This window comes from Pseudomonas sp. Mb7 (assembly GCF_054790525.1).
Genome location: NZ_CP186501.1, coordinates 2,292,282 through 2,311,276, shown reverse-complemented (window position 1 = coordinate 2,311,276; position 18,995 = coordinate 2,292,282). Strand labels below are relative to the sequence as shown.

The following is an 18,995-nucleotide window of genomic DNA, read 5'->3' as shown; positions in this document are numbered from 1 at the left end:
CGCGACTCTTCTTATCTCTACCTTACTACCCCCGGAATCACTACCGGGACGAGCCTTCGGACACTCGCGAAATCGAGCGGCCACGGTTCGCCCCGCTCCATTCGGTCGCCCCTCGTTCGGGGTAGGAGAGACGCCACATCGAGATGCCGCATGCGCCTGCAAGGTAGACCTCCATGAGAACTTCAATCACCCCACACGAGATCAAAATCACTTTCTGCACAGTGTCGAGTTCTATCTTGCTGTGCTCATCCATGGAGGCGCAGGCCGGTCCTGCGGCGGATGAAACGACCCCGTGGTACCGCGCGGATGTGCCCGTGATGACGTTGCCCGCCACCGTCATCACCCCCGGCCCGCAACGCTTCAGCCCACGGCCCGATCTGCAGGGCACACGCTTGATTACCGAAGACCTCGCACCGTCGGCCTGGGACGAGTTGTACGGTAGAAGCGCCCGTCAGGCGCAAACCGATGTGCTGTCGTCAGGCTACGCAATGCCCGGCAGCGGCGACTTCAAAGGGCCAGCCGTGTTGACTCTGCAAAGTGGTAGCCATACCCAGAAAATCGGACTGATCGGCGGCGTCAATCAGATTCAGGCCAATGGCAATGGTCCACTTACCAGCCGCGCCTTGGCAGACCCGAACAGTGACACCCTCAATCTGCAAGGCCAAAGCCTTGGCGCTTATTACAGCCTGATCGGTGCCCAGGGCTGGCACGTGGATTTATCCGCCAGTGGCGGCCGGGTCAGCGGCTTCAGTCGCAACGGCCAAGGCGCGCGGCAAGCCACAGAAGGCAGTGCGATGACCTTCTCGGTCGAAGGCGGCTTCCCGATTGGCTTGAGTGAAAACTGGGTAGTGGAACCCCAGGCGCAATTGATCAATCAGCGCATCACCCTCGACACGCCCTACGCCGGTTCGGGCAATGCCTCTTCCTCCGATCTGACGGCGTGGAGCGGTCGCGTCGGCGCACGGTTGAAAGGCAGTTACGATTTGAATGGTCTGCCGCTCGAACCTTATGTGCGCACCAACCTGTGGCACACCGTTTATACCGGCAGCACGGTGACGCTGGATCAGGTCGACAAGATCAGCAGCAGCCGCAAGTCATCCACCGTTGAGTTAGGACTGGGGCTGGTGGCGCGGGTAACGCCTGTGGTGAGTCTGTATGTCAGTGCCGATTACAGCAGTGATGTCGATGACAATGATTTGAACGGGATCATTGGCAGCCTTGGGGTGCGGATGCGCTGGTGAGCGTTGAGCCGGATTTTGGAGGTGTCTGAACTGGCGCCTTCGCGAGCAGGCTCGCTCCCACATTTGGAATGTATTTCCCCTGTGGGAGCGAGCCTGCTCGCGATGGCAGCGACGCGGTCTCGGATCAGCCCTCTGGCTTGAGGATCAACACCGCCAACGGCGGCAGATTCAGCTCCAGCGACAACGACTGGCCATGACTCGGCACTTCCTCGGTAAACGCCCCGCCGCCATTGCCGTAATTGGAACCGGCATAGGTGTCGGCATCGCTATTGAGCAATTCAGTCCAGCGACCGGCAAACGGCACACCCACGCGATACGCCTGACGCGGCACCGGCGTGAAGTTGGCCACCACCAGCACCGGTTTACCCTCCTTGCTCCAACGCAGCCAGGCATAAACGCTGTTGATCGCATCGTCACCGATCAACCACTGGAAACCCTGCGGCGCGTCGTCCTGATCGTGCAGCGCCGGCTCTTCGCGATACAGCCGATTGAGATCGCCGACCAGTTTCTGCACGCCCTTGTGCTCAGAATACTGCAGCAGATACCAATCCAGTTGCTGATCGTGATTCCACTCGCGCCACTGGCCAAACTCGCAGCCCATGAACAACAGCTTCTTGCCCGGGTGCGTCCACATAAAACTCAGATACGCGCGCAGGTTGGCGAATTTTTGCCAGCGATCGCCGGGCATCTTGTCGATCAGCGAGTGCTTGCCGTGCACCACTTCATCGTGGGAAATCGGCAGGATGAAACGCTCGGACCAGGCGTAGACCAGACCAAAACTCAACTCATTGTGATGATGCGCGCGGTACACCGGATCCTGCTGAATGTAATGCAGCGAATCGTGCATCCAACCCATGTTCCATTTGTAGGCAAAACCGAGACCGCCCTGCTGCGTACTTTGGCTGACACCCGGCCACGCAGTTGATTCTTCAGCGATCACCAGTGCGCCCGGCGCTTCCAGTTCGACCACGTCGTTCAAATGCCGCAAGAAGTCGATGGCCTCCAGATTTTCCCGGCCGCCATGGCGGTTCGGCACCCATTCGCCAGCCTTGCGCGAATAGTCGCGATAGAGCATCGAGGCCACCGCATCGACGCGCAGGCCGTCGACATGGAAATGCTTCAACCAGTGCAACCCCGAAGCGAGCATGTAGCCATGTACTTCGGTGCGGCCGAGGTTGTAGATCAGCGTGTCCCAATCCTGATGAAAACCTTCCAGCGGGTTGCCGTATTCGTACAGCGCGGTGCCGTCGAACTGGGCGAGACCATGAGTATCGGTTGGGAAATGCGCCGGCACCCAGTCGAGAATCACGCCGATCTCGGCCCGGTGGCAGGCGTCGACGAATTCAGCGAACTGCGCCGGCGAGCCGTACCGCGCACTCGGGGCGAATTGCGAGAGCAGTTGATAACCCCAGGACCCACCAAACGGGTGCTCCATGATCGGCATCAGTTCGATGTGAGTGAAACCCAGTTCCTTGACGTAGGGAATCAAGCGTTCGGCGAGTTCCGGCCAGGTGTACTGGCGGGCGACTTCACCGAGATCATCCAGTTCGCACTGCCACGAACCGGCGTGCAGTTCGTAAATCGACAGCGGCGCGGAATGCTTCTGGCGGTCACGGCGGCTGCTCATCCACTCCTGATCCTGCCAATCGATCTGCAGTGGCTCAGCGACTTTCGAGGCGGTGTCCGGCGGCAGACTGGTGGCCAGCGCCATCGGGTCAGCCTTGAGCGGCAGGATCCCGTGAGCGCCAAGAATTTCATATTTGTACAGCTCGCCTGCTTGCAGGCGCGGGATGAACAATTCCCAGACCCCGGACGGATGCCGCAAGCGCATCGGATGGCGGCGGCCGTCCCAGACGTTGAAATCCCCCACTACGGATACGCGCCGGGCATTCGGCGCCCACACGGCAAAACGCACACCGTCGACGCCATCCACCGTTTTCAACTGCGCGCCGAGACAGGCGCTGAGATCACGGTGATTGCCTTCGGCGAACAGATACAAATCCATTTCACCGAGTAGCTGGCCAAAGCTATAAGGATCCTCTGCAACCTGTTCGCCGCCGGCCCAGCGCGTGCGCAACTGATACGGCCGCGCCTGATCGAAATGGCCGACAAACAGCCCCGGCGTTTCGGTTTGCTCCAGCGGACCGCGTTCTTCACCGCTGTCCTTGTCCAGCACCACGACACTCAGCGCTCCGGGCAGATAAGCACGAATGAACTGCCCGCCAGCGCCATCGCCGTGCGGGCCGAGAATGGAAAAAGGGTCGTGATGTTCAGCGCGGACCAAGGCATCAATATCTTTCGCCGAGGGCAGCAATGTTTCTTTAACCGCACCCTGTTCCTTGTTCGAGAAACTCATGACTACTCTCCACCAAGATCGGAAAAGGGTTTAAGCCCCGTCAATAACCCATACAAACCGTGCAACGGCACGGGCAGCCACGTGGGGCGATTTTCGGCTTCATAGGCCACTTCATAGGCCGCCTTCTCCAGGCCGAACAACGCCAGCGCGGCGTCGGCACCTTCAGGATCTTGCCAGGCATGATCAAGACTAGCTGCCGCGCGGCGATATGCCTGAACAAATGCCTCGCGGGCCTCACGCAGATAGCGCTCGGCGACTAGACGCCGCGCCGTTTCAGACTCGGCGCTGTGGTCAACGTTGTGCACGTTGATGGTCATTGCGGCCGCATAATCGAAGGAGCGCAGCACGCCGCTGACATCCTTGTACGGACTGTGTTTGCCACGACGCTCGCCCAGTGGCCGCGCCGGTTCACCCTCGAAGTCGATCAGGTAGGCATCGCCCTTGATCACCAGCACCTGGCCCAAATGCAGATCGCCGTGGACGCGAATGCGCAAACCGCCGACAGCTTTTTTCGCCAGATCCTGCACGTGCGTGAGGATGGTTTTCTTCTCGTCGATCAGGCGTTTGACCAGTTTCTGATCCGCCGCATTGAGTTCGCCCTGATGCTGCTTGAGCAGTTTCAGCGCGTGTTCGACCTGCGCCACAACATCCTTGCCGGTGGCCTGCATGTCCTTGGCCGTCGACACCTGTGGGGCGAAGTCGGCATTGTCGGTGGGCGCGGCGAGCACCTTGTGCATCTCGCCCAGACGCTGACCGAGCATGCCAGCAAAATCCTTCAGCTCACTGAGGGCGTTGTAATGCTGTTCCTGTTCGGACATGGCATCGGCCAGCTCATCGCGCAGCGCCCGCTCAAGGTTGTTCTGCGTCCATTCCCAGGCGTCGCCCTGATTGCTCAGATAGCCTTGGGCGATCATCAGCAGATTGTCTTCGCCCTTGGCATCGCGGCGAATCACCGAGCCGAGCAGCGGAGAGATATTGGCAAATCCGGCCTCGGTCAGGTAAGCGCTCATCTCCAGTTCCGGGTGTACGCCAGAAGCGACTTTGCGTATCAGCTTAAGTACCAGGCTATTGCCGATCACCACCGAACTGTTCGATTGCTCGGCAGACAGATAACGCACTTCCGACTCGGCACTGAGGCCAAGCGTTTCCAGATGCGGCGTCGGTGCAAAGCGGATTTCGCCTTCGCTCGACTCCAGCACGGCGTTGTTCTGCATGCCTTGCAGCACCGCACGAATAAACGTTTCAAGGCTGAACGCGTCAGTAATCAAGCCGACCTGTCGCACTCGGCGTACACGGGACAAGGCCAATTGCTGCGGCAACGCCGGGCCGACCTGATCTTCGGAAATAAAACCGAACGGCAACTGATAACGACTGGTCTGCCCGCCGCTGGTGACTTCAATTTCGCTGAGCAGCACCGGATGCTGCGCATCGCCGAAACGCACGCCGTAGGCCAGATGCACCTTGTCGATGGCCGCGTCCTTGCCGGCAAACCAGCGGCGATTCTGCAGCCAGCTCGGCAGGATGCTTTGCTCCAGCGTCGTGCGCGACGGCGCTTCGAGCAATTCTTCCATGCGTTTTTTCAGCACTAGGGTGGTGAAGTCCGGCAGGCTTTGCGCCGGTTCCACGTGCCAGCTCGGCATCTGATTTTCCGCCGCCAGTGCAAACCAGTAGAAACCGTACGGCGCTAACGTCAGAAGAAAATTCAACTGGCCGATCGGCGGGAAGGCGTTACCGCCGAGCATCTCCACCGGCACCATGCCGACGTAGGCCGACAGGTCCAGCTCCACTGCTTGCGCACTGCGCGAAACGTTGGCCACGCAGAGAATGATTTCGTGTTTGCCATCGGCATCGGTGAATTCACGGGTGTAGGCCAACACGCGACGGTTGTTCGGCGAGAGCATTTTCAACGTGCCACGGCCGAACGCCTTGGACTGTTTGCGCACAGCGAGCAAGCGTCGGGTCCAGTTGAGCAGCGAATGCGGATCGCCGGACTGGGTTTCGACGTTGACCGACAGATAGCCGTATTGCGGGTCCATGATCGGCGGTAGCACCAGGCTGGCCGGATCGGCACGGGAGAAGCCGCCGTTGCGGTCGATCGACCACTGCATCGGCGTACGCACACCATCGCGGTCGCCAAGGTAGATGTTGTCGCCCATGCCGATCTCGTCGCCGTAATACAGGGTCGGCGTGCCCGGCATCGACAGCAGCAGGCTGTTGAGCAATTCGATGCGGCGGCGATCACGCTCCATCAACGGCGCCAGACGACGGCGGATGCCGAGGTTGATCCGTGCGCGACGGTCAGCAGCGTAGTAATTCCATAGATAGTCACGTTCTTTATCGGTGACCATTTCCAAGGTCAGCTCATCGTGGTTGCGCAGGAAAATCGCCCACTGGCAGTTGGCAGGAATTTCCGGGGTCTGGCGCAGAATATCGGTGATCGGGAAACGATCTTCCTGAGCCAGGGCCATGTACATGCGCGGCATCAGCGGGAAGTGAAACGCCATGTGGCATTCGTCGCCATTGAGGCCCGCCGCATCGGTATCACCGAAGTACAGCTGAGTGTCTTCGGGCCATTGGTTGGCCTCGGCGAGTAGCATGCGATCGGGGTAATTGGCGTCGATCTCGGCGCGGATCTGCTTGAGGACGTCGTGGGTTTCCGGCAGGTTTTCGTTATTGGTGCCGTCACGCTCGATCAGGTACGGAATCGCGTCGAGGCGCAGGCCGTCGATGCCCATGTCCAACCAGTAGCGCATCACCGAGAGCACGGCTTTCATCACTTGCGGATTATCGAAATTCAGATCCGGTTGGTGCGAATAGAAACGGTGCCAGAAGTACTGGCCGGCGACCGGGTCCCAGGTCCAGTTGGATTTTTCCGTGTCGAGGAAAATGATCCGCGTGCCGTCGTATTTCTGATCGTCATCCGACCACACGTAAAAGTCCCGCGCCGCCGAGCCGGGCTTGGCCTTGCGCGCACGCTGGAACCACGGGTGCTGGTCGGAGGTGTGGTTGATGACCAGTTCGGTGATCACCCGCAAGCCACGCTTGTGCGCCTCGGCGATAAAGCGCTTGGCGTCGGCCATGGTCCCGTAATCGCTGTGCACGCCACGGTATTCGGCAATGTCATAGCCATCGTCGCGACGTGGCGAGGGATAGAACGGCAACAGCCAGATGGTGTTTACGCCGAGGTCAGCGATGTAATCGAGTTTGGCGATCAGGCCGGGAAAGTCGCCGATCCCGTCATTGTTGGAGTCGAAAAACGATTTGACGTGAACTTGATAGATCACCGCGTCCTTGTACCAGAGCGGGTCTTTGATAAAGGTGGCTGCCTTGGGTTTCTTCGCCATGTGAAACTCCTGCTGAATGCTTTAAAAGCGCCCCACGATGATCGTTCCCCCGCTCCGCGTGGGAATGCCGCCATGGACGCTCTGCGTCAGTTTCTGGGACGCGGAGCGTCCCGGGATGCGTTCCCACGCAGAGCGTGGGAACGATCATTACGTAGCGGTAATTCGCCAGATGCCGAATGGCTGGTAAGCCGGGTCGATGCGCATGAACTGATACTTGCCGTGCCAGTCCCAGCGATGCCCGTTCATCAAGTCTTCGCCATGGGTCGTCGCATCGTCGGGCAGGCCCATTTCCCACAGCGGCAGTTCGAAATTCGCCTCCTGCACGTTGTGCGGATCAAGGCTGACCGCGACCAGAATGAAGTTGCTGCCGTCAAAGCTGCGCTTGCCGAAATACAGAATGTTGTCGTTCCAGGCGTTGTAGACCTTCAGACCCAAATGCGTGTGCAGCGCCGGGTTCTGCCGGCGGATGCGGTTGAGCTGGGCGATCTCGGCAATGATGTTGCCCGGCGCGGTGAAGTCGCGGACGCGGATCTCGTACTTCTCCGAGTCGAGGTATTCCTCTTTGCCCGGCACGGGTGCCGACTCGCACAACTCGAACCCCGAATACATGCCCCACAAGCCTGAACCCATGGTCGCCAGCGCCGCACGGATCAGAAAACCCGCGCGCCCGGATTCGTGCAGGAATGCCGGGTTGATGTCCGGCGTGTTAACAAAGAAATTCGGCCGGTAGCATTCGCGCCACGGCGATTCATTCAGCTCAGTGAAATACGTCGCCAGCTCAGCCTTGCTGTTGCGCCAGGTGAAATAGGTGTAGCTCTGCGTGTAACCGACCTTGCCCAGCCGCGCCATCATCGCCGGCGTGGTGAACGCTTCGGCGAGGAAGATCACTTCCGGGTACAACGCGCGAACATCGGCGATCAACCATTGCCAGAACGGCAGTGGTTTGGTGTGCGGATTGTCGACGCGAAAGATCTTCACGCCCTCTTCGACCCAGCCAATAACGATGTCGCGCAACTCGACCCACAGGCTCGGAATGGCGTCCGGCGCATAGAAGTCGACGTTGACGATGTCCTGATATTTCTTCGGCGGATTCTCCGCGTATTTGATCGTGCCGTCCGGGCGCCAGTTGAACCAGCCCGGATGCTGGTTGAGCCACGGGTGATCCTGGGAACACTGAATGGCGAAGTCGAGGGCGATTTCCAGACCGTGATCGGCGGCGGCAGCGACCAGTCGACGGAAGTCCTCGCGAGTGCCGAGTTGCGAGTGAATGGCTTCGTGGCCGCCCTCCTCGCTACCGATGGCATAAGGGCTGCCGGGATCATCGGGGCCGGCGGTCAGGGAATTGTTGCGCCCCTTGCGATGGGCGCGGCCAATCGGGTGGATCGGCGTGAAATAGAGCACGTCGAAGCCCATGTCCTGAATCATTGGCAAACGCGCGTGCACATCGTTAAAAGTGCCATGACGGTGGGGATCGTCGGTGATCGAGCGCGGAAACAGTTCGTACCAACTGGCAAATTCGGCCAGTTCGCGTTCGACGTCTACCGGGAATTCCGGACTGACGCTCAGGTAGGCACGGTGATCGGCCTCAGCCATCAACTGCGCACTGCGCGAGTGCAGGAACAGCGCGACCTGCTCGGTTTCGAGCAGCCCGGACAATTCATGGTGCAACGCGGCGAGCTGTTCGCTGAGCTGACCTTCGCTGCGCTCGGCGGCCTGTTGCACCATGCTCCGGCCTTCCTGCAACTCCAGCGACACCGGTACAGCAGCATTGTGTTTCTTCTCCAGTTCATACTGAAAACTGGCGAATTGGTCGATCCACGCCTCGATGCAATAGAGGAAGCGCCCTTGGTGTTCAGGGCGGAACTGGCCTTGCCAGCCGTTATTGCCCTGATCGGTCATGACCTCGCTTTGCCAGGTGTCTTCGCCTTCCTCGCGCCAGCGGATGCGCACCGCGAGTTTGTCGTGACCGTCGGCAAACACCTTGCTGGTGACCACCACCTCACGGCCGGCAATCGACTTCACGGCGAACTGCCCGCCATCGAGGGTCGGCATGGTGTTTTCGATGGCAATGCGCGGCAGCAGCAACGCCTGCGACAGCGGCATGTGCGGGTTGTAGCTCAGTTCAGAAGGTCTTTCAGCAGTCATTGAGCATCTCTCCTTAACGCCCCAAGGACGCTCTTGTGCCGGATCAGTGTTCACAACGAAGCGCCTGCCCCGAAATGAACTCACTTAGGTTCCGAGCGACCGGCGCCGGGAAAAGTTCAGATGAAATTGCCGTGTCAGAAAAGCGGATCGAATTGCGTGCAGGGTGGTCAATCCACTTAAGCACTTCTCACGCCATGTGCCACACGGAGGTCATCAGATGAATATCCCGATCCCGGCCGAAACGCCCGATCCGAACATCGACAAACCCACGCTGCCCGAGACCGAGCCGCAGCCAATTCCCGAGCAGGAACCACCCGGCACCACGCCACCGCCGAAAGAAGAACCACCAACGACGATGCCACCAGTCATCGTCTAACTGATCATTCCCACGCTCCGCGTGGGAATGCAGCCCCGGACGCTCCGCGTCCCAAAGCGGACGCGGAGCGTCCATTGAGGCATTCCCACGCAGAGCGTGGGAACGATCACCGTGGCAACGATCAGTCAGTGATCATCAGTCTTCTCCTCTTCTTTTTCGAAGAGTTTTACGATGCGCGGCATCACGCTGAAAATCCCCAGCGCCAGTAAGGTACTGAGCAGCGCCGTGGCTTCCCGGCCAAGGCCGGCAGCGACACCAATGGCCGCCGTCATCCACAGCCCGGCAGCCGTGGTCAGGCCTTTGACATGGCCTTCATCGCCTTCCTTGTTTTTCAGAATAGTCCCGGCACCGAGAAAGCCGATCCCGGCAATCACCCCTTGCACCACGCGACTCATCGCATCCGATTCCGCCCCCGACGTCTGCGGCACCAGCACAAACAGCGCGGCCCCGAGCGCCACCAACATATGCGTGCGCACCCCGGCAGCCTTGCCCTTGTGCTCACGTTCGAACCCCAGAATGCCGCCCAGAATCGCCGCCATCAGCAGGCGCACGGTGATGCGCGTCAATTGCGACGCATCCGCGACGTCGGCGAATTCCGCCTGCAGGGTTTGCCACACTTCATGCCACCACGCGTTCATCGTGCAGTCCTTGTTATTGGGTCTATAGAGGATGGACAGCGACGACCATTAATCAGTTGCGCAGAACGATCAGCGCAGCGTGCGCCCTAACATTTCAGACACCCCTGAAAAAAGGACTGCCCTCATGCCCGTTCGAGTCGATCAATCCAACCCCGAACAGAAAGTGTGTTTTTTCACCGTTGAACATGGCGAGGAAATTCGCATTTGCGACACCCTGGAAGTCATGACGGATAGCGAAAAATCCATGTCATTCGTGGAAATAGAAGGCCGGCGCGTTTACATCAGCGAAAAAGAAGCCGATGCCTTGACCGTTGCCGGTGCCAAGGACGGTCGCAAACACCTGAAAGCCGACGACAGTGATTCGGTGATTTGACTGACCCTGATCAACACCCTGCGCAAACGTCTGCGATAGGCGTTTGCGCCTTTGTCTGCGGGCTGCTTCAAGTTGACGCAGGCGCTGCGCAAAAAGCCATCTGATCCGCTTTTTATTGAAATACCTGAGTCTGTTATGCAAACAGATCGACGCTCATAGTGCTCTGGCCTGATGGAGGCTGATGAGCGAATAACCATGAGCGAACAAATCCCCGTCCGAACCGTAGAAGCATCTCCAACTATCAAAAGTGTGCCCGCACGTCCAATGAAGGCGACGGCCAAATCCAGCGACAACCAGATCCACACCCGCAGCTTCACCGGTCTGTTCCGCACCCTGCGCATGAGTGGCGCGGGATTTCTGTTCGTGCTGTTTTTCGGCACCGTGTGGCTGAATTGGGGCGGACGTCAGGCGGTGCTCTGGGACCTTTCCGAAAGCAAATTCCACATCTTCGGCGCGACGTTCTGGCCGCAGGATTTCATCCTGCTCTCGGCGCTGTTGATCATCGCCGCATTCGGCCTGTTCGCCATCACCGTGTTCGCCGGCCGGGTCTGGTGCGGCTACACCTGCCCGCAGAGTTCGTGGACGTGGATTTTCATGTGGTGCGAGAAGATCACCGAAGGCGAGCGCAACCAGCGCATCAAATTGCAAGCCGCACCGTGGAGCCTGAACAAACTGGCACGGCGTGCAGCCAAGCACACCTTGTGGCTGGCGATCAGCGTGCTGACCGGCCTGACCTTCGTCGGTTACTTCACCCCGATCCGGCCACTGGCCGAAGAACTGCTGACCCTGCAAATTGGCGGCGTCAGTCTGTTCTGGGTGCTGTTTTTCACCGCCGCCACCTACATCAACGCCGGTTGGCTGCGTGAGGCGGTGTGCATGCACATGTGCCCGTATGCGCGGTTCCAGAGCGTGATGTTCGACAAGGACACCCTGGCGATTTCCTATGACGTCGCCCGTGGCGAAAACCGTGGCCCGCGCAAACGCGACGTGAAACCGCTTGAGGCTGGCTTGGGTGATTGCATCGACTGCCAGTTGTGCGTGCAGGTCTGCCCGACCGGCATCGACATTCGCGATGGCCTGCAGATGGAATGCATCGGCTGCGCGGCGTGCATCGACGCTTGTGACTCGATCATGGACAAGATGAACTACCCGCGCGGCTTGATCCGCTACAGTTCCGAGCGCGAACTGCAGGGTGGCAAGACTCACCTGCTGCGTCCGCGTTTGATCGGTTACACCGTGGTGCTGGTGGCGATGATCGGCGCATTGGCATTGGCGCTGGTCGAGCGGCCGATGGTCTCGCTGGACGTGACCAAGGATCGCGGGTTGTTCCGCGAGAATGGTCAGGGCCAGATCGAAAACATCTACACCCTCAAAGTCATCAACAAGACCCAGCAGCGCCAGGACTACAACCTGAGCCTGGTGGATGGCGACGGCTTCCAGTTGCAGGGCAAGACTGAACTGAGTCTGGCCCCGGGTGAGATTGTCGATGTGCCGGTGTCGGTGGCGATGACCACGGAACGCCCGGCCAGCAGCTCGCAGACATTGAGTTTCAAGATTGTCGACAGCGATGAGCCTGAGGTTTACAGCGTGGCGAAGAGCAGGTTTGTTGCGCCGATGAATCGCTGAGCCGTTAGAATCTTTTTCCCTCACCCCAGCCCTCTCCCGGAGGGAGAGGGAGCCGACCGAGGTGTCTGTCGCTATACATCGACCTGACAGACCGAGTCGATTATGGATTCAGCAAAGCACTTTTCAGGCTGAGTCGATTGTGGATTCAGCAAAGCACTTTTCAGGCTGAGTCGATTATGGATTCAGCAAAGCACTTTTCAGGCTGAGTCGATTGTGGATTTAGCAAAGCACTTTTCAGGCTGAGTCGATTGTGGATTTAGCAAAGCACTTTTCAGGCTGAGTCGATTGTGGATTCAGCAAAGCACTTTCAGGTCGGTGTAGTTCGCAAGCATCCCCCAATCAGTCCCCTCTCCCTCTGGGAGAGGGCTAGGGTGAGGGGCAGTTCCCCTGACACACCTCATCATCAACCAGCACCAAGGCTCCTCGATGAAACGCTACGAAAAATTCGCCGACGACATCGCTGAACTGATCCGCTCCGGCGTCCTTGGCCCCGGCCAGCGCGTGCCCTCGGTGCGTTACGCCAGCCAGACCTACGGGGTCAGCCCGTCCACGGTGTTCCAGGCCTATTACCTGCTCGAACGCCGTGGCCTGATCCGCGCCCGGCCGCGCTCCGGCTATTTCGTCAACACCCATGCACCGAGCCCGTTCTCGGAGCCGGTGATCAGCAGCCACGTCAACGATTCCACCGAAGTCGACGTCAGCGAACTGGTGTTCTCGGTCCTCGATTCGATCAAGGACCCGAGTACCGTGCCGTTCGGTTCGGCGTTCCCCAGCCCGACCCTGTTCCCGTTGCAGCGCCTGTCGCGTTCGCTGGCCAGCGCGGCCCGCGAGATGGACCCGCGCATGGTCGTCACCGACATGTCGCCGGGCAATCCGCAACTGCGCCGGCAGATAGCCCTGCGCTACATGGTCGGCGGGCTGATGCTGCCGATGGAAGAACTGCTGATCACCAACGGCGCCCTTGAAGCGTTGAACCTGTGCCTGCAAGCCGTCACCGAACCGGGCGATCTGGTGGCCATCGAAGCCCCGGCGTTCTACGCCAGCCTGCAAGTGCTCGAACGGCTGAAACTCAAAGCCGTGGAAATTCCCGTGCACCCGCGCGATGGCATTGACCTCGGCGTACTTGCGCAAACCCTCGAACGCCATCCGATCAAGGCCTGCTGGTGCATGACCAGTTTCCAGAACCCGATGGGCGCAACCATGCCCGAGGCGAAGAAACAGGAACTGGTCGAACTGCTGCGCCGCCATCAGGTGCCGCTGATCGAAGACGACGTGTACGCCGAACTCTATTACGGCCAACAAGCACCGAAACCGGCCAAGGCGTTCGACACGGAAGGTCTGGTGATGCACTGCGGTTCATTCGCCAAAAGCCTCGCCCCCGGCTACCGCATCGGCTGGGTCGCTGCCGGGCGTTACGCGCAGAAGATCGAACGACTGAAACTGATGACCTCTCTGTGTGCTTCGATGCCAGCGCAAGCGGCGATTGCCGACTACCTGCAACACGGCGGTTATGACCGGCACCTGCGCAAACTGCGTTACGCACTGGAAGAACAGCAGAGCGCGATGCTCGCGGCGATTGCCCGCTACTTCCCGGCGCAGACGCGGGTCAGCCAGCCGGCGGGCGGTTACTTTTTGTGGCTGGAACTGCCACCGCAAATGGATTCGCTGAAGTTGTTTCAGATGGCACTGGCGCAGGGGATCAGCATTGCGCCGGGGCCGATCTTTTCGCCGACGCAGCGCTTCAGGAATTGTATTCGGTTGAACTATGGCAGCCCTTGGACTGAAGACTCGGAAAAAGCCATGGAGACGTTGGGGCGGATTGTGCGGTCGTTTTGAAAAACTGCTGTTGTTTGCTCAACATGGCTTTGCTCTTCCACCATTGGTACTATAAATTTGACACCCGATATAATTGTCTATTAACAACTCAACCGAATTAAAATGGATCGCAGGATGCAATCAGAAACCATGACAGACAGGATCTACCTTAAAGGCTTACAGCTAGCGGGCTTCAAAGGTTTAGGAAAGGAACTACAAACAATAGCACCTTTCCAGCGCTTCAATTTTTTTATCGGCGCCAACAACTCGGGAAAATCAACAGTTCTTGATTTCATTTCCCGCTACGCTCACGCATTTAATAATATAAACTACGGCCGCAGTCCGGACATATCATTCACCACCACCGGCAACGAACTCAATATTGACTGCAATCCAGCAGCAGCCAGATCAAACTTAGGTATTACTAAGAATCAATTTATAGATGCTGTCAAGGAAAAGCCTGCTCTACTTCAAGACAGCACTGTCATGGCAATTATTAACACAATCGCAGACAAGCTATTAACAGACGAAAACCTCCTATGGCTTACAGGCACCGCAATAAAAAATCGGAAAATTACATTTTCAGATATAGAGATATCCATCGCCGATATTAAGCACATACCAAACCTCGAAGAAAATTTAAACTTCCTCAATGCCAGCTTAGGAGGCAACCCCATAGACCGAAGTGAAGACAAACTTAATTACATTGTTAACAGATTGATCATTGGCTCAAAAACCAACATCCCCAAAGCCAACATAATCCCGGCAATTCGCCAAGTTTCTGCAAGCGGGGCCGAATTTGATGATTTCTCAGGAAAAGGGCTCATTGAAAAAATAGCCGAACTGCAAAACCCTATAAAACATGGAAAAAATCGACACCACGAATTCAATAAAATCAACAAATTTTTAAGAAGTGTTCTTGAGAAAAACGATGCAACAATTGAGATCCCTCATAATAGAAGTGAAATTCTGGTTCACATGGATGATCGTGCATTCCCACTAGCAGCCCTTGGAACGGGAATTCATGAGGTCGTTATGCTTGCTTCGTTTTGCACACTTCTAGAAAATCAGATTGTATGCATCGAGGAGCCTGAAATACACTTACACCCATCACTCCAAAGACGCTTAATTAACTATCTGCGAACTGAAACATCAAACCAGTACTTCATCGCAACTCATTCCGCCTCTATAATTGACACACCTAACGCTGCGATATTTCACGTAAAAAATACAGACGGGCAGACAAAAATAACCAAGGCCGACTGCAACCCCTCAAAGCATAACCTACTTCAAGATCTGGGATATAAAGCTTCAGACCTACTCCAAACGAACTGTATTATCTGGGTAGAGGGTCCGTCAGATCGCCTGTATCTCAATCATTGGATAAGCGAGAAAAATGACACCCTCATCGAGGGAATACATTACTCAATTATGTTTTATGGCGGTCGTTTACTCAGCCATTTATCCAGCGACAGAGATGAACACAGCGATGAAGATATCAAGGCACTGATTGCAGTACATAAGCTCAATCAAAATTTAGCTTTTATTATCGACAGCGATAAATCATGCGCCACTGATGACATCAACGAAACCAAGCGTCGCATAGAAGCGGAAATCAAGGCGCACAAAGGTGTTTGTTGGATTACTGCCGGCCGCGAAATAGAAAACTACATCCCGCACTCAACAATGAAAACCGCACTAAGCACATCTTATAAATCCTACTCAAAACAATTGGCCACCGGGCAATACGATCATGTACTGCCGCTTGAGAAAAAAGACAAACAAATTCAAGACAAAGTAGACAAGGTAAAAATTGCCAAAGCCATAACCTTGCAAACACCAGACTTTGCAGTTCTTGACCTTGAAGAAAAGGTCGCCGAGATAATCAATTTAATCTGCGCATCCAACCATATTTAAAACGCTATTTAAACCATCATTCTGCTAAAAACTGGAAAAACTCAATACCTGGCAAGCACCTAGAGAAGTGTATTAAAAAATCTAGGTGCTGCCGCCGATTCGTGACGGGTGCTCGTCAGAGTTATCGCCCACCCCCCAAATCAACAAACGTACCCGTCGCATACGAAGCCTTATCCGACAACAACCAGACAATCGCCTCCGCCACCTCATCCGGCCGTCCGCCACGGGCCATCGGAATCGCCGACTCGAGCTTGCTGACCCGATCCGGATCGCCGCTCAATGCATGGAAATCGGTATAAATGTAACCCGGGCGCACCGCGTTGACCCGAATCCCCTCGCCCGCCACTTCCTTGGACAAACCGATGGTGAAGGTGTCGAGCGCGCCTTTGGATGCGGCGTAGTCAACGTACTCGTTGGGTGAACCGAGACGCGCGGCCACCGACGAGACGTTGACGATACTGCCGCCCTGCCCGCCATGCTTGGGCGACATGCGCAGGATCGCGTGCTTGGCGCAGAGGATCGGCGCCAGGACATTGGTTTTCATGATTTTGAGGATGCGGAATTCGGACATTTCGTCGACCCGCGATTTGTGTCCGACAGTGCCGGCGTTGTTCACCAGCGCGGTGACGCGGCCCAACTCGGTGTCGACCCGATGGAACAATGCGATCACTTCGTCTTCGATGCTGACGTCGGCACGCACGGCGATGGCCTGGGCGCCCAATGCGCGAACTTGCTCGAGCACGCTTTGCGCAGCTTGCTCATCCGACTGATAGTTGATGCAGATCCGATAACCTTGCTCGGCAGCCAACAGCGCCGTAGCGGCGCCAATCCCGCGCCCGCCACCGGTGATCACAATGACTTTATCCATGCTGGCCTTTCCCCCAAATGCACACGTAACAGTCGGGGGGAAGAATAACCGCCATTGGCGGGTTTTGCATGAGGTCTGTTGTGTCGGGCCGGACGCCTTCGCGAGCAGGTCGAATCGTCGCACCGTCGCTCCCACAGGGGTGTGCATTCCAAATGTGGGAGTGAGCTTGCTCGCGAAGAACGATAACGCGGTCGATCAGACCGCCGCTGACTGCTCACTGCGCGCAATATCCTGCATGAATTTTTCCGCCGGCATCGGATGCCCGAGCAGATAACCCTGCAACGAATCACAGCCCAGTTCAGTCAGAAACGCCTGCTGCACACCGGTCTCGACACCTTCAGCGACAATGCGCAAACCCAGTGCCTGCCCCAACGCGACAATCGCCGAGACAATCGCCGCATCATCGCTGTCATGCTCCAGATCGCGCACAAAACCGCGATCAATCTTCAGCTCATTGGCCGGCAACCGCTTGAGGTACATCAGGCTGGAATAACCGGTGCCGAAGTCATCGATCGACAGGTCGACGCCCATGTCCGACAGTTCCTGCAACACCATCATGCTCGCATCGGCATCGCTCATCGCTGTGGTTTCGGTGATTTCCAGGGTCAGGCTGTTGGCCGGCAAGTGGTGAGTAGCCAACGCCTTGGCCACGCTGCGCACCAGTCCCGTGTGGCAGAACTGCAACGCCGACAGATTCACCGCGATACGCCAATCGGTGTAACCGAGCACGTACCATTCGCGCATCTGGCGGCAGGCTTCGTTGAGCACCCAGTCGCCGATCGGGATGATCAGCCCGGATTTTTCGGCCAGGTCAATGAACTTGTCCGGCATCAGCATGCCGTGAATCGGGTGTTGCCAGCGCAACAGCGCTTCAGCCCCGACCGGGCGGCCGTTGGCGGCGTCGAACTTGGGTTGGTAATGCAAGCTGAACTGGCTGTGTTCCAGCGCCGCGCGCAGGTCCTGCAACAACTGCAACTGCTTGCGCGCGTTGTTGTTCATCGACGCATCGAAAAAGCTGTAACCGTTTTTGCCGCCGCCCTTGGCGTGGTACATCGCCGCGTCGGCGTTCATCAGCAGTTCCTGCGCGGTCTGGCCATTGCCCGGGTACAGGGCGATGCCGACGCTAGCGGATATCTGCAAGTCATGCTCGGCAACGCGGAATGATTGTGCGATCAGACCGACCTGACGCGCCGCCAGTCCCAGCGCATCATTGGGTTCGCTGAGGCGCACCAGTAACACGAATTCATCGCCACCGATCCGCGCCAGCGTGTCGAGGCTGCGCAAGTCTTCACGCAGACGCACGCCGACTTCGCGCAACAACTGATCACCCATGTGATGACCGAACGCATCATTAACCGGTTTGAAGCCGTCCAGATCGATGAACATCAAGGCAAAGCAGCCGCCCTGCTCGTTGACCTTTTTCATCGCCTGATTGATCCGGTCGTCGAGCAACATGCGATTCGGCAGGCCGGTCAGGGTGTCGTGCAGGGCCAACTGCGTGAGTTCACGGTTGGCGACGGTCAACGAATGTGCCAGATCGGCAGTGCGCGCTTCAAGCCGTGCGTCGAGGATCGAGGTGAGCAAGGCAATCGACAGCACCGCCAGCGTGGTGATCAGCACCAGGCTGTCGAGGCCGCTGCCCTTCAAACCGTTGACGGTGGCACCGCAGAAACTGCCGTCTGGAAATTGCGCGGCGGCCATGCCGGTGTAGTGCATACCGACAATGGCGATACCCATGATGACCGCTGCGCCGCCGCGAATCAGGCGCACATACGGCGAGTGCTTACGCAGGCGAAAGGCAATCCACAGCGCCGCTGCCGACGCGCCGACCGCAATCAGCAACGAAGCGCCGAACAGCGTCGGGTCGTAGTCGATCCCCGGCGTCATGCGCATCGCCGCCATGCCGGTGTAATGCATGGCACTGATCCCGGCGCCCATGATCAGCGCACCGAAGGCCAGTTGCAGAATCGGCAGTTTCGGCTGGCTGACCAGCCACAAGGCGAACCCGCAGGACAACACGGCAATCAACAGTGAGAGCGCGGTCAGGGTGATGTCGTAGCCAAGGTCGATCGGCAGTTTAAAGGCAAGCATGCCAATGAAATGCATCGACCAGACGCCGATGCCCATGGCAAACGCACCGCCGGCAGTCCAGAAATGCACCGCGCGGCCCTTGGCCGTGGCAATGCGACCGGTGAGGTCGAGCGCAGTGTAGGAAGCAAGAATCGCCACGCACAACGAAATAAAAACCAGGGTGGAGGAATAACTACCGATGAGCATGGGATTTCTCGTGGCCACC

12 protein-coding genes are annotated in these 18,995 nt (G+C 57.7%); 6 read left to right on the top strand and 6 right to left on the bottom strand.

Annotated elements, in window-relative coordinates; all coding sequences use genetic code 11:
- The first annotated feature begins 173 nt into the window (after nt 1-173).
- Nucleotides 174-1,241 (top strand): autotransporter domain-containing protein, encoded by a 1,068-nt coding sequence (locus ACOYXH_RS10600; RefSeq protein ID WP_258709823.1) that lies wholly within the window; start codon nt 174-176, stop codon nt 1,239-1,241.
- Nucleotides 1,242-1,365: 124 nt separating this feature from the next.
- On the opposite strand, the gene glgB is transcribed toward ACOYXH_RS10600, so the two are convergent.
- From glgB to ACOYXH_RS10585, 3 genes are all read right to left on the bottom strand, one after another.
- The gene (gene glgB, locus ACOYXH_RS10595; RefSeq protein WP_095050725.1) at nt 1,366-3,597 is read right to left on the bottom strand and encodes a 1,4-alpha-glucan branching protein GlgB; all 2,232 of its coding nucleotides are present in this window, start codon (nt 3,595-3,597) and stop codon (nt 1,366-1,368) included.
- A 2-nt stretch (nt 3,598-3,599) separates the two neighbouring features.
- Nucleotides 3,600-6,941, bottom strand: coding sequence for a maltose alpha-D-glucosyltransferase (gene treS / locus ACOYXH_RS10590; protein ID WP_095126257.1), 3,342 nt, complete (start codon nt 6,939-6,941; stop codon nt 3,600-3,602).
- A gap of 147 nt (nt 6,942-7,088) precedes the next feature.
- Nucleotides 7,089-9,086 carry an alpha-1,4-glucan--maltose-1-phosphate maltosyltransferase gene (locus tag ACOYXH_RS10585; RefSeq protein ID WP_460410664.1) on the bottom strand — a complete coding sequence of 666 codons (1,998 nt, stop codon included), beginning with the start codon at nt 9,084-9,086 and terminating at the stop codon, nt 7,089-7,091.
- Between the two features lie 217 nt (nt 9,087-9,303).
- Between ACOYXH_RS10585 and ACOYXH_RS10580 the strand changes: the two genes are divergently transcribed.
- Entirely contained in the window at nt 9,304-9,462 is a 159-nt protein-coding gene (locus ACOYXH_RS10580) for a hypothetical protein (RefSeq protein ID WP_003224520.1), read from the top strand.
- 125 nt (nt 9,463-9,587) lie between these two features.
- Here the strand turns inward: ACOYXH_RS10580 and ACOYXH_RS10575 are convergent, their stop codons facing one another.
- On the bottom strand, nt 9,588-10,100 hold the full coding sequence (locus ACOYXH_RS10575; protein ID WP_258709822.1) for an MgtC/SapB family protein: 513 nt from the start codon (nt 10,098-10,100) through the stop codon (nt 9,588-9,590).
- A 124-nt stretch (nt 10,101-10,224) separates the two neighbouring features.
- On the opposite strand from ACOYXH_RS10575, the gene ACOYXH_RS10570 reads away from it, so the two are divergent.
- From ACOYXH_RS10570 to ACOYXH_RS10555, 4 genes are all read left to right on the top strand, one after another.
- A complete protein-coding gene (locus ACOYXH_RS10570) occupies nt 10,225-10,473 on the top strand; it encodes a DUF3203 family protein (RefSeq protein WP_095126256.1) in 249 nt (82 codons plus the stop codon).
- Nucleotides 10,474-10,668: 195 nt separating this feature from the next.
- On the top strand, nt 10,669-12,099 hold the full coding sequence (gene ccoG, locus ACOYXH_RS10565) for a cytochrome c oxidase accessory protein CcoG (protein WP_095050720.1): 1,431 nt from the start codon (nt 10,669-10,671) through the stop codon (nt 12,097-12,099).
- A gap of 426 nt (nt 12,100-12,525) precedes the next feature.
- A complete protein-coding gene (gene mapR / locus ACOYXH_RS10560; RefSeq protein WP_007919188.1) occupies nt 12,526-13,935 on the top strand; it encodes a GntR family transcriptional regulator MpaR in 1,410 nt (469 codons plus the stop codon).
- 114 nt (nt 13,936-14,049) lie between these two features.
- Nucleotides 14,050-15,831, top strand: coding sequence for an AAA family ATPase (locus ACOYXH_RS10555; RefSeq protein WP_460410663.1), 1,782 nt, complete (start codon nt 14,050-14,052; stop codon nt 15,829-15,831).
- Nucleotides 15,832-15,952: 121 nt separating this feature from the next.
- Here ACOYXH_RS10555 and ACOYXH_RS10550 read toward each other — a convergent pair whose 3' ends face one another.
- On the bottom strand, nt 15,953-16,699 hold the full coding sequence (locus ACOYXH_RS10550) for an SDR family oxidoreductase (RefSeq protein ID WP_064587387.1): 747 nt from the start codon (nt 16,697-16,699) through the stop codon (nt 15,953-15,955).
- A gap of 195 nt (nt 16,700-16,894) precedes the next feature.
- Nucleotides 16,895-18,976 carry a putative bifunctional diguanylate cyclase/phosphodiesterase gene (locus tag ACOYXH_RS10545; RefSeq protein ID WP_320414422.1) on the bottom strand — a complete coding sequence of 694 codons (2,082 nt, stop codon included), beginning with the start codon at nt 18,974-18,976 and terminating at the stop codon, nt 16,895-16,897.
- Nucleotides 18,977-18,995: the final 19 nt, after the last annotated feature.